Here is a 21,669-nt window from a genome sequence, read left to right on the forward strand (position 1 = left end):
GCCGCCCTCAGAATGTGATCTGGTAGGACAGAGCGACCGAACGCCCCAGCCCCGGAACGTCGGCGCCGCGCGTCGCCGATGCGGAAGGGTTGATGTAGTAGGTGTCGAACACATTGCGCACGGCAAGGTTCAGCACGCTTTCATTGGCGAACGTCTTCGATACGGCGAGATTGACCAGCGCAGCGCCGTCCAGGTCCTGGGTGGCGATGCGGTCGCGCCCGGAAAACAGCTCCAACTCGCTGCGCAGGGTCAGCTCGTTCTCGAAACGGGTGGTGAGATAGACCAGGCCCTTGTAGGTCGAGGGGATACGGTTGTTCGGCAGATACTCGTTAGCTTCGATGTGGCCGTCGTGATCCGCATCGTATTTGCCTTCGACATAGCCGACCGATCCGCCCAGCGTAAACATGCCGCTGAGATCTGCCTCGAGATTGGCTTCCACGCCCCAGATGCGTTCCTTCTGCTGCGATACCCGGTTGTTGACGATGTCGTAGCTGACGCCGTTGTCCGAGGTCGACAGATAGGCGCTGACGCCGCCGCGATAGTCGCCCCAGTCGCCGCGCAGACCGGCTTCCCAGGTGTTCACCAGCTGGGGTTCAGGCGCGATATCGGCATAGCTGATCGCGTAATCCGGCGCGTTGGTGCACGGCAGCAGCGGCCGGATGGCGGTGCCATAGGCGTCGCAGGTTTCGGCGTTGGAGTTCAACCCGGCCCGGCGGGTGAAGCCGCCAATGTCGGTCAGGCTGTAGCCTTGCGAGAAATTGCCGAAAAGCTGCATCCTTTCGGTCAGATCGTAGACGGCGCCGGCGTTGAAGGTGACGGCGTCGTAGTCGAACGAGCCGCCGGTCACCTGGATCGCCGGCAGGCCGATAATGTTCCGGCCTAGCAGAACGGCAGCGGCAGGCCGGGTGAAGTCTTCAACGTTGAGATAAAACTGGTCGTAGCGCGCGCCGCCGCTGATGCGAAAGCGATCCGTCACCGGAATTTCGCCCTGCGCAAACAAGGCGACCGAGTTCTGGGTCGTGGGCGAGATGGCGTCCTGGCCGTTGGTCAGCTGCTGATCGGTGGCATCGAAGACGTGGTCGGCGCCCCAGGTCAGCGTGCTGCCCTGAGTGATAAAGTCCATCGGAGTGTTGACGGTCAGGTTGACGCCGCTGCGCCGCGATTGCAGCGCCGTCTGGTTGAAGTCGGCGGTCGGGTCCGTACCCGGCGGCAGGATCACCGGCCGCGTCGGGTTCGTCGGTAAATACACCTGGCTGTTGACGGCCGAGAATTTGGTAAAGGGCGACTGCTTGAAGATGTCGTTGTAGAACGCCTTGACCTCGAGGTTTCCGAGCGCGAAGTCGCTGTCGGTGTATTTGGCGGTCAGATATTTCGAATCTTCCTTCAGCGGCTTGCCTTCATAGGGATCGCCGAAATCCGGGGAGACGGGATTGGTCGTGTAATCGGTGAACCAGTCCGGCTTCTGGTTGGCATAGGTCCAGTCGACGCTGGCCTCGAAGCGCCTGGAATCGAACTGGTAGCCGGCCACGCCGAAGAGATTGCCCGTGCCGGTGCGGTCGCCGCCGCCTTGCCCAAGCATGGCGTCCGAAGCCATCTCGTTGCCGTGGCCGTCATAGGTGCGGCGCGACAGATCACCGGACGCCGAGAAGAAATAGTCGAAATCGCCTTTCTTGCCCTCGACCGAGACACTGGTGCTTGGCTCGGCCGATTTGCCGGGGTTCTCGGTGAAGGCGGTGACGCCGGTGCGCACCGTCACCTTCGGCTTGTCGCTGTCGCCGCGTTTGGTGATGAAGTTGATCGTGCCGCCGGTGGCGCCGGCGCCATAAAGGCTGGAAGCGCCGTTGATGACTTCGATGCGCTCGACCGAATTCAGGTCGATCATCGACAGGATGCGTGACACGTCCCGCAGCGGCGTGTTGCGTGGCACACCGTCGACCATGATCAGCACGCTGCGGCCGCGGAAGGTTTCCGAGGCGCCCGAAATGGTCTGGTTGCGTGGCGCGTAGCCGGGGACGATGCGGCTGATCAGGGTCGCGGCGTCGATGTTTTCCTGCGCGGCTTCCTCGACCTGTTGCCGTTCCACGACCTGAACGGACTGGGCAACGCTGGAAATGGACCTTTCATTGCGGCCGGTGACCAGGATCTGATCGAGCACGGTGGCTCCCTGCTGGTCCGTCGGAGCGGCTTCCTGGGCAAATGCCGCGCCTGCCATAATCGACGAACCCAAAGCCGATGACCAAAGAAGCGTACTGAAAAATCTGCGCATGCTGTCCCCATCCATGCCCTGGTCCCCAGCGCCAGAGCGGAAAGGCCCAGTTATAATTCATGATAAAACGAGTCAACATTTATTTTGTGGCTTTTCAAATCAGGATTAGTCCGCGAACGGATGGGAGCCGGGTACATGAATGGCGCGCATTTTAGCCGGCACTAAGATGCTGAGTTTTCTTGACAAACGGCTTACGGGCGGCCGGCGGCGGCGTCAGCCTTTGTGCTTACAAGAAGCTCTGCGGATCGATGTCGACCTGCACGCGGACCGAGCCGCGCTGCTTCGGCCCTTCGGCCAGCATGGTGCGGATGAAGCCTTGGATGTCGGCGCGCTTTTCACCCTGGATCAGCAAACGGAAACGATGGCGCCCACCAAGCAGCGACAGCGGCGCCTCGGCCGGACCGAGCACGAACAGGTCGCTGGCCTGGGGTGCTGCACGGCGCAGGCCGCGCGCGTGGCCTTCGGCCTCGGCCCGCGTCACCGCACTGACGATGACGCCGGCAAGCCTGCCGAAGGGCGGCAGGGCTGCCCGTTCGCGCTCAGTGATCTCGCGTTCGTAAAAGGCCTCGGCATCGCCCGAGACGATCGCCCGCATCACCGGATGGTCCGGCTGGAAAGTCTGCAGCAGGCCGAGGCTCTTCTTGCCGGTGCGGCCGGCGCGTCCAGTCACCTGGCTGAGCAATTGGAAGGTGCGCTCAGCGGCGCGCGGATCGCCATTGGCGAGGCCGAGATCGGCATCGACGACGCCGACCAGCGTCATGTTGGGAAAGTTATGGCCCTTGGCGACCAGTTGCGTGCCGATGACGATGTCGGCCTCGCCATTGGCGATGGCCTCGAGCTCCAGCCGCAGCCGGCGCACCCCGCCCATCAAATCGGATGACAGGACGATCGTGCGCGCGTCGGGGAAATGCGCCACGACTTCTTCAGCTATCCGCTCGACGCCAGGCCCGCAGGCGACCAGATGGTCGAGCGTGCCGCATTCCGGACAAGCCTCCGGCCGCTTCTCATTGTGCCCGCAATGATGGCAGACGAGTTGGCCGCGAAAGCGGTGCTCGACCAGCCAGGCCGAACAAACCGGGCAGCCGAAGCGGTGGCCGCAGACACGGCACAGCGTCAGCGGCGCGTAGCCGCGCCGGTTGAGGAACAGCAGCGACTGTTCCTTCTTCTCCAGTGTACGTTGCATCTCACCGATCAGCAGCGGCGACAGAAACCCCCCGCGCGCCGGCGGCGCGCGGCGCATGTCGATCGATTTGAGATGCGGAAGCGCCGCCTCCGCGAAGCGGGCAGAGAGAACCGCTCTATCGTATTTACCTTGGCCCGCATTGACCCGGCTTTCGACCGACGGTGTCGCCGACGCCAGCACCACCGGGAAGCCGCTGATATGGCCGCGCACCACCGCCATGTCGCGGGCATTGTAGAAGACACGGTCCTCCTGCTTGTAGGCAGGGTCGTGCTCCTCGTCGACGACGATCAGCCCGAGCTCGCGGAACGGCAGGAACAGCGCCGAGCGTGCGCCGGCGACGACGCGCACGCCGCCTTCCGCCACCTGTCGCCAGACCTTTTCGCGCATTCGGGGCGGCAGGTCGGAATGCCATTCCGCCGGCTTGGCGCCGAAGCGCTGCTGGAAGCGTTCGAGGAAGGCATGCGTCAGCGCGATCTCCGGCAAAAGGATCAACACCTGCTTGCCCTGGTCGAGGGCTGCCGCCACCGCCTCGAAATAAACTTCCGTCTTGCCCGAGCCGGTGACGCCGTCGAGCAGCGTGACGTTGAAAGCAGCGGCCGCGACATTGGCGCGCAGCATGGCGGCCGCGTCTGCCTGGTCCGGCATCAGCTCCGGCATGGCGTAGGAGGGATCGGGCGCGGCGACCACCGGTCGAGGCGGGATCATCACCGTCTCGAACACGCCTTGCGCCTTGAGCCCCTCGACCACCGTCGACGACACGCCCGCCGCGTGCGCCAGGCCGGATCGCGTCCAGGCAAGCCCCCCTTCCGCCGTCTCCAGCACGCGCGTCCTGGCTTCCGTCATCCGGTCCGGCATGACGAGGGTTCGCTGCAGGCCCTCGATCCACGGTTCTGGATCGAACGCCTCCGGCGCGCGCAACAGCATGCGCGCCACCATGCCGGGCGGCGACAGCGTGTACTGCGCCAGCCAGTCGACAAAGCGGCGCATGCCGCGGTCGATCGGCGGGCAGTCGAAGACCTGTTCGATCGGGCGCAGCTTTTTGGCGTCGATATTCTCGACCGCACCATCCCAGACGATGCCGGCAACCTGGCGCGGACCGAGCGGCACGCGCACGATCGAGCCCGGCACCACGCGCATGCCGGCGGGCACAGCGTAGGTGTAGGGCCGTTCGGCGGGCATCGGCACCAGCACCGGCGCGGCTGCGACAAAGGGCGAATCTTCGATCATCGGGCGTGACCTTGCCCCGACTTTGGTCTAGATCAAAGGGCAACCCCGAATGTGCATGGCATGCACATGGAAATCTTTCAGGAGACCCCCATGAAATTTTTTGTCGACACCGCTGACATCAAGGACATCAAGGAACTGAACGACCTGGGGCTGCTCGACGGCGTGACCACCAATCCCTCGCTGATCCTGAAATCCGGCGGCAAGATCGCCGAGGTCACCAAGCAGATCTGCGACATCGTCAGGGGCCCGGTTTCGGCCGAGGTTGTTGCGGTCGAATACAAGGACATGATGGCCGAGGCCAACATCCTGGCCAAGATCGCCGACAATGTCTGCATCAAGGTGCCGCTGACGCTCGACGGCCTGCGCGCCTGCAAGACGATCCGCACCGAGATGAACCGCATGGTCAATGTAACGCTGTGCTTCTCGGCCAACCAGGCGCTGCTGGCGGCCAAGGCCGGCGCCTCGTTCATCTCGCCCTTCGTCGGCCGCGTCGACGATACCGGCGCGGACGGCATGGAACTGATCCAGGAGATCCGGCAGATCTACGACAATTACGATTTCGACACCGAGATCCTCGTCGCTTCGGTTCGCACCGTGAACCACGTCAAGCAGGCAGCCCTGATCGGCGCCGATGTCGTTACCGCGCCGGCCGCGACGCTGAAGGCGCTGGTCAAGCACCCGTTGACCGACAAGGGCCTGGATCAGTTCGCTGCCGACTGGGCCAAGACCGGCCAGAAGATCGGCTGAGATCGGTTCGATACAAACGAAAGAAGGCCGGGAAACCGGCCTTTTTGTTGCGGACTGCTAAAAGTCTAGTTGGCAGCGCCAGGGAATGCTCAGGCCTTCTTGCCGTGCCTGACCAAGTCCTGGGCGACCGACAGGCTCACCATTTCAGCCAGTTCACGCGCGGCGCGGTTCTCGGCGTCGAGCTGTGCCCGGTAGGAGGCGAACTCCTGCGTCGGCTTGTCGAAGGATGATGGGATCGACCGTTTGCCGGTTGCGATCACCACGCCGGTCCTGGCATCGGTCAGCACATAGTTTGCGGTCAGCGTCACCGTGCCTGCCGTCGGCTCGTCTTCGTCGGTCTGGATCTGCACCACCGCGGCCGATTCGACCAGTTCGGTGACGCCGAGATCGAGCATGTAGACCGGTGCCGTCGTTTCGCCGGCACCCTGGCCGAAGGCGAAGATCAGATTGTTGCGGACCTGCTGGGCATAGCGGGTCTTGACCGGCTTGACCGCGATCGAGGCAAGCTCCGCCGACGCGCTGACAGTCGAGCCTGCCGTCAGCGGCGCGCTCGAATAGAGCGGCCTGACCGTGCAGGCCGAAACCAGCGTCATCGAGGCCACCAGCCCGCAGAGCGCGGTGCGGCGCAGCACATGCGTCGTCTTTCCGAAGTCAAGCCCCGTCTTTTTGAAATCAGGCAACGACATTGACGATCCTCTGCGGCACGATGATCACCTTGCGGGGCGCCTTACCTTCCAGCGCTTTCTGCACGAAGTCGAGAGCCAGAACCGCTTTTTCGACCGCACCTTGGTCCGCGTCGCGGGCAATTGTCAAATCGCCGCGCTTCTTGCCGTTGACCTGAACCGGCAGCACGATCTCGTTGTCGACCACCAGCGCCGGGTCGTAGACCGGCCATGGCCGTTCGGCGACCAGATCGGTGCCGCCGAGCGTGTGCCAGCACTCTTCGGCCAGATGCGGCATGACCGGCGCGACCACATGCACAAGGATCTCCACCGCCTCGCGGCAGGCGCCTTTCAGCGCCGCATCGGCCTTGCCCTCGGCAACGTCGTTGAGCGGCGTGTTCAAGGCATTGGCAAGTTCGTAGATGCGGGCGATGGCCCGGTTGAAGCCGAGCTTCTCGATATCCTCGCCGATCGCTTTCAGGATCTTGTGCGCGGCCTTGGAAACGGCACCGGCCTCGCCATCCTGCGCCGCCTGTGGCTTGACGCCATCGAGCGTCTCGGCGGCGATCGACACCAGGCGCCAGACACGCTGGATGAAACGGTGCGCGCCGGCGGCGCCATCGTCGGTCCATTCCACGTCGCGTTCGGGCGGCGAATCCGACAGCATGAACCAGCGCGCGGTGTCGGCGCCGTAGCCGTCGGTGATGTCTTCCGGGCTCACCGTGTTCTTCTTCGACTTCGACATCTTTTCGAGCGAGCCGATCGCCGCCTCTTCGCCGGTGGCGATCTCGATGGCGCGGCGCTTGCCGCCGACATCCTCGATCTTGACCTCAGCCGGTGACAGCCAGCGGCCATTGTTCGACGCACCGCCGACGCGGTAGGTTTCATGCACCACCATGCCTTGCGTGAACAGGCCCTTGAATGGCTCGGCCAGGTCGAGATGCCCGGTCGCGCGCATGGCGCGGGTGAAGAAGCGCGAATAGAGCAGATGGAGGATCGCGTGCTCGATGCCGCCAATATACTGGTCGACGGCCAGCCAGTCATCGGCAGCCTTGGGCTCCGTCGGCTCATTGGCCCAGGGCGCGGTGAAGCGCGCGAAATACCAGGACGAATCGACGAACGTGTCCATCGTGTCGGTCTCGCGGCGCGCATCCTTGCCGCATTGCGGGCACTTCACATGCCGCCAGGTCGGGTGGCGGTCGAGCGGATTGCCGGGACGGTCGAACTCGATGTCGTCGGGCAGCTTGACGGGCAGGTCGGCCTTCGGCACCGGCACGACGCCGCAATCCTCGCAATGGATCATCGGGATCGGGCAGCCCCAGTAGCGCTGACGCGAAATGCCCCAGTCGCGCAAGCGGAAGTTCACCTTGCGCTCCGCCATTGGCCGGCCGCCGATGGTCTTCTGCTCCAGGAGCTTTGCCACCTCGTCGAACGCCTGCTCCGGCTTCAGGCCGTCGAGGAAACGCGAATTGATCATCACGCCGTCATCAACATAGGCCTCTTCCGTGACCTGGAAGGTCTTGGCGTCGGCATCTTCCGGCATCACCACCGGGATCACCGGCAGGCCGTATCTGTTGGCGAAATCGAGGTCGCGCTGGTCGCCCGACGGGCAGCCGAATATGGCGCCGGTGCCGTATTCCATCAGCACGAAATTGGCGACATAGACCGGCAGCGTCCACGAGTCGTCGAACGGATGAACGACGCGGATGCCGGTGTCGAAGCCCTTTTTCTCCGCCGTCTCAAGCGCGGCCACCGAGGTGCCCATATGTCTGATTTCGTCAATGAACTTGGCCAGTTCGACATTGGTCTCGGCGGCCTTCCTGGCCAGCGGATGGTCGGCGGCGACAGCCATGAAGGAGGCGCCGAAAATGGTGTCGGGCCTGGTCGTGTAGACTTCCAGCTCGTGCGTGTCCCCAACCGGAGCAGCCAGCGGCCAGCGGACCAGCAGCCCTTCCGAGCGGCCGATCCAGTTCTGCTGCATCAGCTTGACCTTTTCCGGCCATTCGCCGAGGCCGTCCAGCGAGTCCAGCAGGTCCTGCGCAAAATCGGTGATCTTGAAGAACCACTGCGTCAGCTCACGCTGTTCGACCAGCGCGCCCGAGCGCCAGCCGCGCCCGTCGATGACCTGCTCGTTGGCGAGCACCGTCATGTCCTCCGGGTCCCAATTGACCTTGGAGGATTTGCGCGTCACCAGCCCTTTCTCGACGAAATCGAGAAACAGCATCTGCTGGCGGTGGTAATAGTCGACGTCGCAGGTGGCGAACTCACGCGTCCAGTCCAGCGACAGGCCCATCATCTTGAGCTGTTCGCGCATGGCGGCGATGTTGGCGTAGGTCCATTCCTTGGGATGGACCTTGTTCTGCATCGCCGCATTTTCGGCCGGCATGCCGAAAGCGTCCCAGCCCATAGGGTGCAGCACGTTGAAACCCTTGGCCCGCTTGTAGCGCGCCACCACGTCGCCCATCGTGTAGTTGCGGGTGTGGCCGATATGGATCTTCCCCGAGGGATAGGGGAACATCTCCAGCACGTAGTATTTCGGCTTCGGGTCGTCGTTCTGCGCTTCGAACAGCTTCTTTTCGGCCCAGGCCTTCTGCCATTTGGGCTCTGACGCGCGCGGATTGTATCGTTCGGTTGCCATCGGATGATTTTCACTTAAAAGCAGGCGCAGACCGCCGGACAAGGCCCGGTGGCCAAGGTAAATGTCGTGGCGGTGTTCACCATGGATTGCCGGACCCGTCAACTGCGGTGAGCCGGCGAGGGCTAGAAAGACAGGCAGGATATAGGCATGGCGAGCGCCGTCGAACAGTTTTTCGCCGTCAGGACGAGGATCGCTGCCGCCGAGCGCGAGGCCGGCCGCGACGCCGGCTCCGTGACGCTGGTTGCTGTGTCGAAGACTTTTGAGGCCGACGCCATCCGCCCGGTCATCGAGGCCGGCCAGCGCGTCTTTGGCGAAAACCGGGTGCAGGAGGCGCAAGGCAAATGGCCGGCGCTGAAAACTGAATTCCCCGACATCGAGCTGCATCTGATCGGCCCGCTGCAGTCGAACAAGGCGAAGGAAGCCGTCGCGCTCGCCGACGTCATCGAGACCGTCGACCGCGAGAAGATCGCCGCCGAACTCGCCAAGGAGATCGCTAGGCAAGGCCGTGCACCAAAACTCTATGTCCAGGTCAATACCGGCTCGGAGCCGCAAAAGGCCGGCATCGAGCCGCGCGACGCCGTTGCCTTCGTTGCCCGCTGCCGCGATGTCCACGGCCTCGCCATCGAAGGCCTGATGTGCATCCCGCCGGCGGACGAGAATCCCGGCCCGCATTTCGCCCTGCTGGAAAAGCTCGGCAAGGAGGCCGGCGTCGCCAAACTGTCGATGGGCATGTCCGGCGACTACGAGACCGCGATCGCCTTCGGCGCCACCAGCGTCCGGGTCGGCTCGGCGATTTTTGGGAGCCGGTAGTCGTCGGCTTCGCGAGACACCTGTCGATCCCCGATTTTTCGAGCTAATGTATCGAGCACATCCGGCCGAGTTAGCGAGGACTATTCTTCTTGGACTGGCACCTCAGGGACGCACGAAACAATCTTTCGAAGCTTGTGCGACAGGCGCGCGAAGAAGGGCCGCAAACATCACCTTGCGCGGAAAGCCAGCTGCCGTCGTGTTGTCTCCTGATGACTATGACCAACTGATCGGCGCAAAGCCTTCGCTTGCGGAATATCTCCTCTCCGGTCCCGCATGGGACGACGATTTCGTCGAGGAGGTCAACCGCCGCTCAGAGACGATGATCCGACCCGTGGAATTCTGATAGATTTTCGACACAAACATCGCCTCGCGCATCTCGCCACGGTTGACGAGTTCTATGGGGCCAGATGCATCCGGTCGATTACGCCACCACTGGAAACGAAACGCACCGTTCCTATTTGCATGGCGTCATTACACATCTTCTGGAGCTGCCACCATGCGCTACAATCAACTCGGAAATACGGGGATGTTCGTCTCCGAACTCTGCCTCGGCACAATGACCTTCGGCGCCGCCGGCGAGAATGCCCAATGGGGTCTGATCGCCAGCCTCGACCAGAAGGGCGTCAACGACATCGTTGGCCGTTCGATCGCCGCCGGCGTCAATTTCTTCGACACCGCCGACGTCTACTCCTTCGGCCAGTCCGAGCGCCTGCTCGGCCAGTCGCTCAGGGATCTCGGCGTCAAGCGCTCGGACGTCGTCATTGCCACCAAGGTGCATGGCGCCATGGGCCAGGGCCCGAACGAGCGCGGCTCTTCGCGAGGCCACATCATGGATTCGGTCGAGGGCAGCCTGGAGCGGCTGCAGCTCGACCATATCGACCTCTATCAGTTGCACGGCACCGATACGGTGACGCCGATCGACGAGACGCTACGGGCACTTGATGACCTGGTTGCCAGCGGCAAGGTTCGCTATGTCGGCGTCTCCAACTGGCAGGCATGGCGCATCGCCAAGGCTCTGGGCATTGCCGAGCGCAAGGGGTTCTCCCGCTTCGAGACCATCCAGTCCTATTACTCGATCGCCGGCCGCGATCTCGAGCGTGAGATCGTGCCGCTCATCAACGAGGAGAAGCTCGGCTTGATGGTGTGGTCGCCGATGGCCGGCGGCCTGCTGTCGGGCAAATACGGTCCCGGCGCGCCCGGCAATGGCGAGGGCCGCCGCGCCGCCTTCAACTTCCCGCCGGTCGATGAGGACCGCGCCTGGGCAGCCGTCGCCGTCATGCGCGACATCGCCAAAAAGCACGATGTCAGCGTCGCTACGGTCGCGCTCGGTTATGTCCTGGCCAAACCTTTCGTCATGAGCGTCATCATCGGCGCCAGCCGCATGGAGCAGCTCGAGCAGAACCTAGCCGCGGCCGAGGTGAAGCTCGACGCCGACGATCTCGCCAAACTGGATGAGGTCAGCGCGCTGCCGGCCGAATATCCCGGCTGGATGCTGGAGCGTCAGGGCGCCGGTCGCCGCCCGGCGCCGTTCACCCCGAAGAAATAGTCATCGCTGTCGCCTGATGCTTGGGGGGTCATCTGGCTCCCCAACGTCTTTTCAGCTCATCCGCACGCTCTCGACCAGAAAGTCGAGAAACGCCCGCACCCGTTCGGGCAAATGCCGGCCCTGGCCGACATAGACGGCGTGGGTAGGCTCCTCGTCGCCCGGATTGAAATCCTCCAGCAGCGCCGTCAGCCGCCCCGCCGCGATGTCATCGGCCACATGCCAGTGTGCCAGCCGGGCGATGCCGGCGCCGCCGACCGCCATCAACCGCATCGACTCGCCATCGCCGACCAGCGTGTTTCCGGTGATCGGCACCATGACGGCGTTCCCGGTTGCATCGACAAACGACCAGCCATCGACATGCCGGACAAAGCCGAAAGCCATGCGATTGTGCCGGTCGAGATCTGCTGGAACCAGCGGCGTGCCATGCGTCTTGAGATAGGACGGTGCGGCAACGACTGTCATCCGGCTTTGCCCGAGCTTGCGCGCCACCAGCCGCGACTCGCCGAGCGGCCCGGCGCGGATGGCGACGTCGGCACGCTCAGCCATCAAATCGATGACGCTGTCGGTCAGCACCAGATCGACCGAAATCCCGGGGTAGCGTTCGAGGAAATCAGGCAGCAGCGGGATCAGCCGATGCACCCCGAAGGGCACATAGGAGTTGACGCGCAGCCGTCCGCGCGGCGCGGCACCCACGGCCGCCTCGCGCTCGGCCGCCGCCATATCGGCCAGGATGCGCACCCCGCTGTCATAGAACGCCGTCCCTTCCGGCGTCAGCTGCAGCTTGCGCGTCGAGCGCGTGACCAGCCGCGCGCCGAGCCTTGCCTCCAGTCGCGCGATCAGCTTGCTCACCGCCGACGGTGTCATACGCAGCGAACGAGCCGCAGCCGAGAAACTGCCCGCCTCGACGACGCGGACGAACACTTCGATCTCGCCGGAACGGTTGATATCGGGTCTGGCCATTTGTGAATCTATTTCACAGGAAATATGCCCAAGGCAAGTCTGGTTCACAAGGCATGGCAACACGATCTCTGCGGTCGGGGCGCGGGTCTGGTCGCGTTCATCGAGTTCGAACTGGAAACCGCCATGCCTCTTGCTCTCTACGCCCTCGCTGCCGGCGCATTCGGCATCGGTGTCACCGAATTCGTCATCATGGGGCTGCTGATCGATGTCAGCAAAGATCTCGGAGTCTCGATCTCGGCCGCCGGCCAGTTGATTTCGGGCTACGCGTTGGGCGTCGTCATCGGCGCGCCGCTTTTGACCATCGCCACCGGCAACTGGCCCCGCAAGACCGTCCTTCTGGCCCTTATGGCGATCTTCACGCTCGGCAACCTCGCCTGTGCGATCGCCCCCGACTACTGGACGCTGATGGGCGCCCGCATCATCACCGCCTTTGCCCATGGCACTTTCTTTGGCGTCGGCTCGGTGGTCGCCACCGGCCTGGTCGCGCCCAACAAGAAAGCCTCGGCGATCGCGCTGATGTTCACCGGCCTGACTATCGCCAACATCCTCGGCGTGCCCTTCGGCACTTGGCTCGGCCAGACCTTCGGCTGGCGCGCCACCTTCTGGGCCGTAACCCTGGTCGGCTTGGCAGCCTTTGCCGCCATCCTGCTTCTGGTGCCGCGCAGCAAGGAAGCGCCCGAGAAGACCAATCTGCGCGCCGACCTCGCAGTGCTGCGCCGCACGCCGGTGCTGCTCGGCCTCGCCACCACCGTGCTCGGCTATGCCGGCGTCTTCGCCGTCTTCACCTACATCGCCCCGCTGCTCACCGAGATCAGCGGCTTCAGGGAGGCCGCGGTGTCGCCGATCCTGCTCGTCTTCGGCGGCGGTCTTATCGCCGGCAATCTGCTTGGCGGCAAGGTCGCCGACCGCTGGTTGGTGCCGGCGGTGCTCGGCAGCCTCGTGGTGCTGGCGTTGGTGCTGGCCACGATGACCTTCGCCGTCCACAGCCAAATCCTGGCCGTCATCTATGTCGGCCTGCTTGGTGCCGCCGCCTTCGCCACCGTGGCGCCGCTGCAGATGTGGGTGCTGGAAAAGGCGCAAGGCGCGGGCCAGAGCCTCGCCTCGTCCTTCAACATCGCCGCCTTCAACCTCGGCAATGCCGCCGGCGCTTGGCTTGGCGGCGCGGTGATTGCCCATGGCCTCGGCCTCGGCTCACTAACCTGGATCGCCGCTTTGCTGCCGGTCGCGGCTCTTGGCGTCGCTGCCCTGGCGCTGCGCCTCGATCGCGCCCCCACAATCGGGGCGCCGGTCTGCGCCCAGTCATGAGCATCACGCGCAAATCCTTCTTCGACATCATCAAGGAGCATAAAATGGATTATCGACGTCTCGGCGCATCGGGCCTGAAAGTGCCCGCACTGTCTTTCGGCGCCGGCACTTTCGGCGGCTCCGGGCCGCTGTTCGGGGCGTGGGGCAACAACGACGCCAAGGAAGCGCGGCGGCTCATCGACATCTGCCTCGAGGCCGGCGTCAATCTGTTCGACACCGCCGATGTCTATTCAAACGGCGCCTCCGAGGAAGTGCTTGGCGAAGCCATCAAAGGCCGCCGCGACGCGGTGCTGATCTCGACCAAGACCTCGCTGCCGATGGGCGACGGCCGGGCCGATTACGGCTCGTCGCGCTCGCGGCTGATCAAGGCCGTGGACGCGTCCCTGAAGCGCATGGGCACCGATTACATCGACCTGTTGCAGCTGCACGCCTTCGATGCCGGCACGCCGATCGAGGAGGTGTTGTCGACGCTGGACGACCTCGTGCGCGCCGGCAAGCTGCGCTATGTCGGGGTCTCCAACTTCTCCGGCTGGCAGGTGATGAAATCGCTGGCCGAGGCCGACAAGCATGGCTACCCGCGCTATGCCGCACACCAGGTCTACTATTCGCTGGTCGGCCGCGACTATGAATGGGAGCTGATGCCGCTCGGTATCGACCAGGGCATCTGCGCGCTGGTGTGGAGCCCGCTCGGCTGGGGCCGCCTGACCGGCAAGATCCGCCGCGGCCAGCCCCTGCCGGAAAAGAGCCGGCTGCACGACACCGCCGATTTCGGCCCGCCGGTCGCGGACGAACATCTCTACCGGGTCATGGATGCGCTTGATGCGATGGCTGAAGAGACCGGCAAGACCGTGCCGCAGATCGCCATCAACTGGCTCTTGCAGCGCCCGACCGTGTCCTCGGTCATCATCGGCGCCCGCAACGAGGAACAGCTGCGCCAGAACCTCGGCGCCGTCGGCTGGGCGTCGACGCCGGAGCAGATCAAAAAGCTCGACAAGGCAAGCGAGGTCACAGCGCCCTACCCGTACTTCCCCTATCGCCGCCAGGAAGGTTTCGCCCGGCTGAACCCCCCGGCGGTGTGATCGCCGACGCTGCCAAATCTCCCCCCTCGAGGGGGAGATGTCGCCGAAGGCGACAGAGGGGGTCGCCGCGCGTGGAGCGCTAGCCCCCATCTGCCGCAGGAGGGTCGCGTCCGGTCGAACCGACCCCCTCTGGCCGCTTTGCGGCCATCTCCCCCTCAAGGGGGGAGATCAGCTATACTGCCGCTCAGTGCAGCACGAACTCCCCATCCACCTTCCGCCATTCGTTCGGCGCGATCAGCTTCTGGTGCGTGTAGCTGATCGAATGCAGCGGCCCGTCGAGCCTGGCCTTCCAGAACTCGATGAACTTGATCAGCACCGGAAACTTCGGCGCCAGATCGTAATCCTGCCAGATGAAGCTCTGCAGCAGATGCGGGTGGTCGGGAAAATGGTACAGAATCTTGGCCGTGGTCAGGCCATACCCCTTGAGCATCAGGTCCATTTCGGAATGATCGCGCATGACAGCCCCTTGGCCTAGTTGATTCTCCATTCCTCCCAACACCGAATTGTGCGCGCCGTTCCTTAACTGTCTATGATTTTCCTGATCCCAGTCGGGTTTTATGCACGAAAACATGCAGTTAGCAGCGACCGCTGCCGAGTGCTGATGCAACCGAAACGGGAGCTGCGGCATCCCGCCACGCGAATCCAACGTCTAATGTTGCCGTCAGCGCGGAACTGTTAATAATGCCGCCGAATTCGCGGCTGCGTCGCCGTGATCCTGGCTGTGGTCAAGCCGGCGGGGTGGTTTGGGAGGAAAGTGAAGACATGTCCGAGGTGAAGATCCACCGCGTCCAGCCGGCGTGGAAGAAGAATGCGCTGATCGACAACGACACCTACCTCAAATGGTATGCCGACAGCGTGAAGAATCCGGACAAGTTCTGGGGCAAGCACGGCAAGCGCATCGACTGGTTCAAGCCGTTCAGCAAGGTCAAGAACACCTCCTTCGAGGGCAAGGTCTCGATCAAATGGTTCGAGGACGGCGAAACCAACGTCTCCTACAACTGCATCGACCGCCATTTGAAGAAGCGCGGCAACCAGACAGCCATCATCTGGGAAGGCGACAATCCCTACGACGACAAGAAGATCACCTATAACGAGCTCTACGAGCATGTCTGCCGGCTCGCCAATGTGATGAAGAAGCACGGCGTCAGGAAGGGCGACCGCGTCACCATCTACATGCCGATGATCCCGGAAGCGGCCTACGCGATGCTGGCTTGCACCCGCATCGGCGCCATCCACTCGATCGTCTTCGGCGGCTTTTCACCGGACGCGCTGGCCGGCCGCATCGATGACTGCAAGTCGACCTTCGTCATCACCGCCGACGAAGGCCTGCGCGGCGGCAAGCCGATCCCGCTGAAGGAAAACACCGACAGAGCGATCGAAATCGCCGCCAAGGCCGGCACCAAGGTCGATAAGGTCGTCGTCGTTCGCCGCACCGGCGGCAAGACCGGCTGGGTCCAGGGACGCGACATCTGGTACCATGACGAGATCGCCACGGTGACAGGCGACTGCAAGCCGGAGAAGATGAAGGCCGAGGATCCGCTGTTCATCCTCTATACCTCAGGCTCGACCGGCAAGCCGAAGGGCGTGCTGCACACCACCGCCGGCTATCTCGTCTATGTCTCGATGACCCACCAATATGTCTTCGACTACCATGACGGCGATATCTACTGGTGCACCGCCGATGTCGGTTGGGTCACCGGCCACAGCTATATCGTCTATGGCCCGCTCGCCAACGGCGCCACCACGCTGATGTTCGAGGGCGTGCCGAACTACCCCTCGCAGTCGCGCTTCTGGGAAGTCATCGACAAGCACAAGGTCAACATCTTCTACACCGCGCCGACGGCACTGCGCGCGCTGATGGGCGCCGGCGACGAACCGGTGAAGAAGACCTCGCGCAAGTCGCTGCGCGTGCTGGGCTCGGTCGGCGAACCGATCAATCCGGAAGCATGGGAGTGGTATTTCAACGTCGTCGGCAACGGCAAGGTGCCGATCGTCGACACCTGGTGGCAGACCGAGACCGGCGGCATCCTGATCACGCCGCTGCCCGGCGCCACCGACCTCAAGGCCGGTTCGGCGACGCGGCCCTTCTTCGGCATCAAACCGCAACTGGTCGACGGCGAAGGCAAGGTGCTGGAAGGAGCGGCCGACGGCAATCTCTGCATCGCCGATTCCTGGCCCGGCCAGATGCGCACGGTCTATGGCGATCACGACCGCTTCGTGCAGACCTATTTCTCCACCTACAAGGGCAAATACTTCACCGGAGACGGCTGTCGCCGCGACGCCGACGGCTATTACTGGATCACCGGCCGCGTCGACGACGTCATCAACGTTTCCGGCCACCGCATGGGAACGGCCGAGGTCGAATCGGCGCTCGTCAGCCACGAGAAAGTGTCGGAAGCAGCTGTCGTCGGCTATCCCCACGACATCAAGGGCCAGGGCATCTACAGCTACGTTACCTTGATGAAAGGCGTGGAGCCGAGCGAGGAACTGCGCAAGGAGCTCGTGGCCCATGTCCGCAAGGAGATCGGCGCCATCGCCTCGCCCGACAAGCTGCAGTTCGCGCCCGGACTGCCGAAAACCCGCTCCGGCAAGATCATGCGCCGTATCCTGCGCAAGATCGCCGAGGACGATTTTTCCGCGCTCGGCGATACCTCGACACTGGCAGATCCGGCCGTGGTCGATGATCTGATCGCCAACCGCCAGAACAAGAAGGGCTGAGGGGATTTGATGGCTGCACTGGGCGCAGTCACGGAGCTCTGGCGTTACCCCTGCAAGTTCGCTTGCCGGCGAACGCCAGGACGCCATTTCGGTCGGCCTTGAAACCATCGACGGCGACCGGCTGTTCGGCCTTGTCGATGTCTCGGACAATGAGATCGCGCGGCCCGACCGCGACGCCAAGTGGCACAAGGTGCCGCGCATCCGCACCCGGCTCACCAACGATCGCGAGTTGGAGATCGCCGTTCCCGACGGCGACTGGCTGGCAGTGCCGGGTGTGGAATGCGACCAAGCCATCTCGGCCTATCTCGGCTTCGCCGCCTCGATCCGGCCGTTCAGCCAGGACAACGCCCCCGGCTACACCGGCCCGCTCACCGCGGCGCGCTACCGCAAAGCGCCGATCCATCTCTTGACCACCGCATCGCTGGCGCGGCTAAAGGCGCTGCACCCCGAAGGCATTCCCGATCCGCGCCGCTTCCGCCCCAACATTGTCGTCGACATGGCGGCGGTCGAAGGCTCGTTTCCCGAGACCGAATGGATTGGCCGCAAGCTCGCCATCGGCGATCTGCTGGTGACCGTCTCGGAGCCGTGCCGCCGCTGCGGCTTCACCATCATCAGCCAGGACGGCTTCGACCACGATCCCGGCATCCTGCGCAATCTGGTCCGCCACAACGCCCATAATCTCGGCGTCTATTGCACTGTGGACAGGCCTGCCCGTGTCGAGATCGGCGCGCCGATGCGGTTCGTGTAGGCCTCTACCGCGAGGCAGCGAATCGCAGACCTTGGAAAGCGTGGGGTTCGGCCCCGAATCCTATCCCTACCGATACAGATCCGCCCGTGTCGGCGGCAGCCCGCTCGGGCCGCGTGCGCGTTTGGTGACGACGGTCTGAAAAATCTGCGCCGAGGCGCGCTCGAAGGTGATCGAGCAGCCGGTGAGATAAAGCAGCCACAGCCGTGCCTTGGCCTCGCCGACTTCGGCGACCGCCTCGTCGAAGCGAGCCTGTAGCCGCTGGGCCCACAGCCGGCAGGTGCGCGCATAGTGCTCGCGCAGATTCTCGACGTCGTAGACCAGGAAGCCATGCGCCTCCAGATTGCCCAGCGTCATGCCGATCGTGTCGAGTTCCCCGCCGGGGAAAATGTATTTGAGCAGCGCCTTGAACTCCGGCCCCTTGCGCAAGGTTTTCTTCAAGTCGCCCTTGCTTCGCCTGGTGATGGCGTGGTGCAGATAGATGCCGCCGGGCTTCAGCAAGCGATGGATGGTCTTGAAATAGCTGGCGTGGTTGGCGAGGCCGAGATGCTCGAACATGCCGATCGACGATATCTTGTCGAAGGAGCCTTTGAGTTCCGCATAGGATTTGATCTCGATGGTGATGCGGTCCTGCAGCCCTTCGGCGCGGATGCGCTCGCGGGCGAGATCGGTCTGCGCCTGCGACAGCGACACGCCATGGCCGACGACGCCGTAATTTTTGGCCGCATGGATCAGCATGGCGCCCCAGCCGCAGCCGATGTCGAGCAGCTTTTCGCCCGATTTCAGCCTGAGCTTGCGGCAGATATGGTCGAGCTTGTCGGCCTGCGCCTGGTCGATGCCATCGGCGAAATCCTTGAAGTAGCCGCAGCTGTAGACCATGCGCTCGTCGAGGAAGAGCCGGTAAAAGGCATTCGAAATGTCGTAGTGATGCTGGATCGCCTCCTGGCTCGACCCGCTGACATAGGGGTTGCGACCCGACAGATCGGTGCGTGCACTCATCTGCTTGCGTGACAGGAGCACCGCCGGCAGGTCGCGCAGGATCGCCAGCTTCGGCAGCGACTTGAGCTTGGTCCTGAGCTTGCCTTGCGACGGCAGTGCGTAGAAATCGAAAATCGTCCCGTCTTCGATGTCTATCGTCTTGGAGATCCACATCTCGATCAGCGTCGACAACGATGGCCGCTTCACCACCTGCCAGACGATGTCCTGGTCGTTGATGGTGAGCACGGGCCCGGTGGCGGGACCGATTCGCTCGCCGGTCCACAGCTTGACCGCAAAACCCGGCTTCAGCGTTTCGATCACCGTTCGCACGATGCGCGCGGCCTTCTCGGCTGCCTCCATGGCAATCCTCCCGAGTCCTGACAATCCACCTTGCATGGATTTTGCCCGCCCGCGCGGCTCTTCGCAACCCGGCGCAAAAGGCGGCTCGCCAGCTATTTCAAATCGGCATCTTGTTTTTTGCTGCAACGCACCCCATCATCTGTACGTGTTCAACAAATCGAAAGGAGGTGATCCGATGTCGAGTGATTTCGTTTTCCAGAACGTGGCCTCAGCGGATTGCACTTTCGGGAAGCAGTCTTCCCGTTAAGGCGCGATAAGCGCGGCGGGTGACCTCGGTCGCCGCCATTGGCCGCGCCACGGACGGAAACACGGAAGGCCGCCGGCTTCGTCAAGAAGCGGCGGCCTTTTCCATTCCCGGATTGTGTGTCGAAGCGGATCAGAGTCCGGTCACGCCAGCATCCGCGCGCTCACCGTCTTGTCGACGCCGTGATAGGGCGGGTTGAACAGATTGCCTTCCTGCTCATAGGTCCAGACCTTGAACAGCGAGAGCTGATGCGGGCCGAAGCTGTGCAGCAGCGGGACATCCGTGGCATCACGACCGCGCGCGATGACGACGCGGCCTATCCTCGGACGATTATGACGCGGGTCGAACGTGTACCATTTGCCGTCGAGGAACACTTCCATCCAGGCCGAAAAGTCCATCGGCGCCGGGTCGGTCGGTACGCCGATGTCGCCGAGATAACCGTTCACATAGCGGGCCGGGATGTTCATGCAGCGGCAGAGCGTGATCGCTAGATGGGCGAAGTCGCGGCATACACCAACCTGCTCCTCATGCGCCTGGGCTGCGGTGCGCGTCGACCGCGCATAGCCATAGCCGAAGGACAGCCGGTTGTGGACATAGTCGACGATCGCCTGCACCCGCGCCCAGCCGGAGGGAACATGGCCGAAAAGCTGCCAGGCCAGACTGCTCAGATGATCGGTCTCGCAATAGCGGCTGCCGAGGAGGTAGCCGAGCACATCGTCCGGCAGTTCCGCCACCGGCACTTCCCTGGCCAGCGTGTTGACCGCGTCAGGCTCGCCGCTGTCCTCGACGGCTGCGTCATAGAGAATGCGGAAACTGCCGGCGGGTACGGTGAAGCGGCGGCAGGTATTGCCGAACAGATCGTGATAGACCTTGCTCGGCACTGAAGGCGACGTCAGCACGCGCGTCTGCCGTTTGATGTCGGCCTGACGATCCCTGTGGATATCAAGCAGCGAGATGACCGGCGTGGCGCCGACGCATTCAATGGCGATTTCGTAGCCGAGCCGGATCAGCACAATGATTGCCCCTTCGATCCCGTGGAAAACAGTATGCTCAAAACGCCAGAGGCGGGACCATGGTTCCCTGGAACTATCGAAAAGGCTCTCGCGCGGCTTCCCAGGCAGGCGTGGCGACGTTACGGTCGCACGACATGTTTCGACCCTCCCGAAACGATCCCTAACCCCATGGAAAATCGGATGTTTGCAGGCAGAAAATTCGCCGCGTTCCTGTTCGATATGGATGGCACGGTGCTCAATTCGATCGCCTCGGCCGAGCGCGTCTGGGCGGCGTGGGCGCTTAAGCACGGTCTCGACGTCGAAGCCTTCCTGCCGACGATCCATGGCGTGCGGGCGGTCGAGACCATCACCAGGCTGGCGCTTCCCGGCGTCGACCCTGTTCATGAGGCGTTTGTGCTGTTGCAGGCCGAGTCGGACGATGTCGAAGGCGTGCTGCCGATCGCTGGCGCCGTGCCGTTCCTCAACGCTTTGCCGCCAGAGCGCTGGGCGATCGTCACCTCGGCGCCGCGCCCGTTGGCGCTGCTGCGCATGCGGGCCGCCGGCATCCCGGTTCCCGCCTTGGTGGTCGCGGCCGAGGATGTGTCGCACGGCAAGCCGGCGCCCGACTGTTTCCTGCTGGCGGCAAAACGGCTCGGCGTCGATATCGGCGACTGTCTGGTCTTCGAGGACGCACCGGCCGGTATCGCGGCGGCGGAAGCAGCGGGCGCGTCGGTGATGGTGATCAGCGCCACTCACCAGCATCCAATGACGACTCAGCACAACTCGATTGGCGGCTACGAAACCGTCTCCATCACGATCGATGACAGCGGCTGGATGACGTTGGGGGCACAGCGCAGCGCGGCCTGAGAACTGGAGAACTGGAGAACTGGAGAACTGCTGTGCGCCTTTTTCTTCAACTCTTCAGCTCACCAGTTCCCCAGTTCTTCCGTTCCTGAACCCCTAGAAATCGCTAGCCAGTCCCTTCACTTCCCAGTCGCCGTAGCGGCCGGGTTCCTTGCCGCCGCGGCCGCCGATTTCCTTCGGCAACGCAGCTTCCTTCTGGCGATACGCTTCACGGCGCGCCTCGGCTTCAGCCAGCGCTCGGCTGGCCGCCGGCGTCAGGTCCTTCTCCCGGTCGGCATCGGCTTTGCTGGGTTGGTCGGTCATGCGATAGTCCGGGCGGATTGAAACAAAGGGCGGCGTTTCCCA

General features: G+C 63.5%; 17 protein-coding genes and 1 pseudogene. 9 read left to right on the top strand and 9 right to left on the bottom strand.

Annotated elements, in window-relative coordinates; genetic code table 11:
- Window positions 1-7: 7 nt before the first annotated feature.
- Entirely contained in the window at window positions 8-2,155 is a 2,148-nt protein-coding gene (locus tag ACYG9Z_RS12410) for a TonB-dependent receptor (RefSeq protein ID WP_245259953.1), read from the bottom strand.
- Between the two features lie 337 nt (window positions 2,156-2,492).
- On the bottom strand, window positions 2,493-4,676 hold the full coding sequence (locus tag ACYG9Z_RS12415) for a primosomal protein N' (protein ID WP_023752659.1): 2,184 nt from the start codon (window positions 4,674-4,676) through the stop codon (window positions 2,493-2,495).
- A 90-nt stretch (window positions 4,677-4,766) separates the two neighbouring features.
- Between ACYG9Z_RS12415 and fsa the strand changes: the two genes are divergently transcribed.
- A complete protein-coding gene (gene fsa / locus ACYG9Z_RS12420) occupies window positions 4,767-5,423 on the top strand; it encodes a fructose-6-phosphate aldolase (protein ID WP_023698236.1) in 657 nt (218 codons plus the stop codon).
- Between the two features lie 89 nt (window positions 5,424-5,512).
- On the opposite strand, the gene lptE is transcribed toward fsa, so the two are convergent.
- On the bottom strand, window positions 5,513-6,109 hold the full coding sequence (gene lptE / locus ACYG9Z_RS12425; protein WP_023698237.1) for an LPS assembly lipoprotein LptE: 597 nt from the start codon (window positions 6,107-6,109) through the stop codon (window positions 5,513-5,515).
- On the bottom strand, window positions 6,096-8,723 hold the full coding sequence (gene leuS, locus ACYG9Z_RS12430) for a leucine--tRNA ligase (protein ID WP_023700211.1): 2,628 nt from the start codon (window positions 8,721-8,723) through the stop codon (window positions 6,096-6,098). The genes lptE and leuS overlap by 14 nt, the downstream gene beginning before the upstream one ends.
- A 147-nt stretch (window positions 8,724-8,870) precedes the next feature.
- On the opposite strand from leuS, the gene ACYG9Z_RS12435 reads away from it, so the two are divergent.
- From ACYG9Z_RS12435 to ACYG9Z_RS12445, 3 genes are all read left to right on the top strand, one after another.
- Window positions 8,871-9,533: a YggS family pyridoxal phosphate-dependent enzyme gene (locus tag ACYG9Z_RS12435; RefSeq protein ID WP_023700210.1), complete on the top strand. Its 663-nt coding sequence runs from the start codon at window positions 8,871-8,873 to the stop codon at window positions 9,531-9,533.
- An 89-nt stretch (window positions 9,534-9,622) separates the two neighbouring features.
- The gene (locus tag ACYG9Z_RS12440; RefSeq protein WP_460222820.1) at window positions 9,623-9,760 is read left to right on the top strand and encodes a type II toxin-antitoxin system prevent-host-death family antitoxin; all 138 of its coding nucleotides are present in this window, start codon (window positions 9,623-9,625) and stop codon (window positions 9,758-9,760) included.
- A 269-nt stretch (window positions 9,761-10,029) separates the two neighbouring features.
- Complete coding sequence (locus ACYG9Z_RS12445) at window positions 10,030-11,079, top strand: aldo/keto reductase (RefSeq protein WP_023700208.1); 1,050 nt, start codon at window positions 10,030-10,032, stop codon at window positions 11,077-11,079.
- A gap of 51 nt (window positions 11,080-11,130) precedes the next feature.
- Here the strand turns inward: ACYG9Z_RS12445 and ACYG9Z_RS12450 are convergent, their stop codons facing one another.
- Window positions 11,131-12,039 carry a LysR family transcriptional regulator gene (locus tag ACYG9Z_RS12450; protein WP_023752660.1) on the bottom strand — a complete coding sequence of 303 codons (909 nt, stop codon included), beginning with the start codon at window positions 12,037-12,039 and terminating at the stop codon, window positions 11,131-11,133.
- Between the two features lie 123 nt (window positions 12,040-12,162).
- Between ACYG9Z_RS12450 and ACYG9Z_RS12455 the strand changes: the two genes are divergently transcribed.
- Both ACYG9Z_RS12455 and ACYG9Z_RS12460 read left to right on the top strand, forming a co-directional pair.
- On the top strand, window positions 12,163-13,344 hold the full coding sequence (locus tag ACYG9Z_RS12455) for an MFS transporter (RefSeq protein WP_460222821.1): 1,182 nt from the start codon (window positions 12,163-12,165) through the stop codon (window positions 13,342-13,344).
- A 44-nt stretch (window positions 13,345-13,388) separates the two neighbouring features.
- Window positions 13,389-14,423 carry an aldo/keto reductase gene (locus tag ACYG9Z_RS12460; RefSeq protein WP_023752661.1) on the top strand — a complete coding sequence of 345 codons (1,035 nt, stop codon included), beginning with the start codon at window positions 13,389-13,391 and terminating at the stop codon, window positions 14,421-14,423.
- A gap of 184 nt (window positions 14,424-14,607) precedes the next feature.
- Here ACYG9Z_RS12460 and ACYG9Z_RS12465 read toward each other — a convergent pair whose 3' ends face one another.
- Window positions 14,608-14,880 carry an usg protein gene (locus ACYG9Z_RS12465; RefSeq protein WP_023668649.1) on the bottom strand — a complete coding sequence of 91 codons (273 nt, stop codon included), beginning with the start codon at window positions 14,878-14,880 and terminating at the stop codon, window positions 14,608-14,610.
- A gap of 305 nt (window positions 14,881-15,185) precedes the next feature.
- Between ACYG9Z_RS12465 and acs the strand changes: the two genes are divergently transcribed.
- Together acs and ACYG9Z_RS12475 are read left to right on the top strand one after the other, a co-directional pair.
- Window positions 15,186-17,141 (top strand): acetate--CoA ligase, encoded by a 1,956-nt coding sequence (acs, locus tag ACYG9Z_RS12470; protein ID WP_023752662.1) that lies wholly within the window; start codon window positions 15,186-15,188, stop codon window positions 17,139-17,141.
- 9 nt (window positions 17,142-17,150) lie between these two features.
- Window positions 17,151-17,889, top strand: a pseudogene (locus ACYG9Z_RS12475) (MOSC domain-containing protein).
- A 66-nt stretch (window positions 17,890-17,955) separates the two neighbouring features.
- On the opposite strand, the gene ACYG9Z_RS12480 reads toward ACYG9Z_RS12475, so the two are convergent.
- Together ACYG9Z_RS12480 and ACYG9Z_RS12485 are read right to left on the bottom strand one after the other, a co-directional pair.
- Entirely contained in the window at window positions 17,956-19,224 is a 1,269-nt protein-coding gene (locus ACYG9Z_RS12480) for an SAM-dependent methyltransferase (RefSeq protein WP_023752663.1), read from the bottom strand.
- A 387-nt stretch (window positions 19,225-19,611) separates the two neighbouring features.
- Window positions 19,612-20,481: a transglutaminase-like domain-containing protein gene (locus tag ACYG9Z_RS12485; RefSeq protein WP_023752664.1), complete on the bottom strand. Its 870-nt coding sequence runs from the start codon at window positions 20,479-20,481 to the stop codon at window positions 19,612-19,614.
- Between the two features lie 180 nt (window positions 20,482-20,661).
- Between ACYG9Z_RS12485 and ACYG9Z_RS12490 the strand changes: the two genes are divergently transcribed.
- Complete coding sequence (locus ACYG9Z_RS12490; RefSeq protein ID WP_023693195.1) at window positions 20,662-21,327, top strand: HAD-IA family hydrolase; 666 nt, start codon at window positions 20,662-20,664, stop codon at window positions 21,325-21,327.
- Window positions 21,328-21,420: 93 nt separating this feature from the next.
- Here the strand turns inward: ACYG9Z_RS12490 and ACYG9Z_RS12495 are convergent, their stop codons facing one another.
- Entirely contained in the window at window positions 21,421-21,627 is a 207-nt protein-coding gene (locus ACYG9Z_RS12495; RefSeq protein ID WP_023688862.1) for a DUF1674 domain-containing protein, read from the bottom strand.
- Between the last annotated feature and the right edge of the window lie 42 nt (window positions 21,628-21,669).

Source organism: Mesorhizobium sp. RSR380A (assembly GCF_054719385.1).

Bases quoted from the DNA above. Each gene is read 5' to 3' on its own strand.
- ACYG9Z_RS12415 (WP_023752659.1), bottom strand. From the start codon at position 4,676: ATGATCGAAGATTCGCCCTTTGTCGCAGCCGCGCCGGTGCTGGTGCCG.
- fsa (WP_023698236.1), top strand. From the start codon at position 4,767: ATGAAATTTTTTGTCGACACCGCTGACATCAAGGACATCAAGGAACTG.
- lptE (WP_023698237.1), bottom strand. From the start codon at position 6,109: ATGTCGTTGCCTGATTTCAAAAAGACGGGGCTTGACTTCGGAAAGACG.
- leuS (WP_023700211.1), bottom strand. From the start codon at position 8,723: ATGGCAACCGAACGATACAATCCGCGCGCGTCAGAGCCCAAATGGCAG.
- ACYG9Z_RS12435 (WP_023700210.1), top strand. From the start codon at position 8,871: ATGGCGAGCGCCGTCGAACAGTTTTTCGCCGTCAGGACGAGGATCGCT.
- ACYG9Z_RS12445 (WP_023700208.1), top strand. From the start codon at position 10,030: ATGCGCTACAATCAACTCGGAAATACGGGGATGTTCGTCTCCGAACTC.
- ACYG9Z_RS12450 (WP_023752660.1), bottom strand. From the start codon at position 12,039: ATGGCCAGACCCGATATCAACCGTTCCGGCGAGATCGAAGTGTTCGTC.
- ACYG9Z_RS12455 (WP_460222821.1), top strand. From the start codon at position 12,163: ATGCCTCTTGCTCTCTACGCCCTCGCTGCCGGCGCATTCGGCATCGGT.
- ACYG9Z_RS12460 (WP_023752661.1), top strand. From the start codon at position 13,389: ATGGATTATCGACGTCTCGGCGCATCGGGCCTGAAAGTGCCCGCACTG.
- ACYG9Z_RS12465 (WP_023668649.1), bottom strand. From the start codon at position 14,880: ATGCGCGATCATTCCGAAATGGACCTGATGCTCAAGGGGTATGGCCTG.
- acs (WP_023752662.1), top strand. From the start codon at position 15,186: ATGTCCGAGGTGAAGATCCACCGCGTCCAGCCGGCGTGGAAGAAGAAT.
- ACYG9Z_RS12480 (WP_023752663.1), bottom strand. From the start codon at position 19,224: ATGGAGGCAGCCGAGAAGGCCGCGCGCATCGTGCGAACGGTGATCGAA.
- ACYG9Z_RS12490 (WP_023693195.1), top strand. From the start codon at position 20,662: ATGTTTGCAGGCAGAAAATTCGCCGCGTTCCTGTTCGATATGGATGGC.
- ACYG9Z_RS12495 (WP_023688862.1), bottom strand. From the start codon at position 21,627: ATGACCGACCAACCCAGCAAAGCCGATGCCGACCGGGAGAAGGACCTG.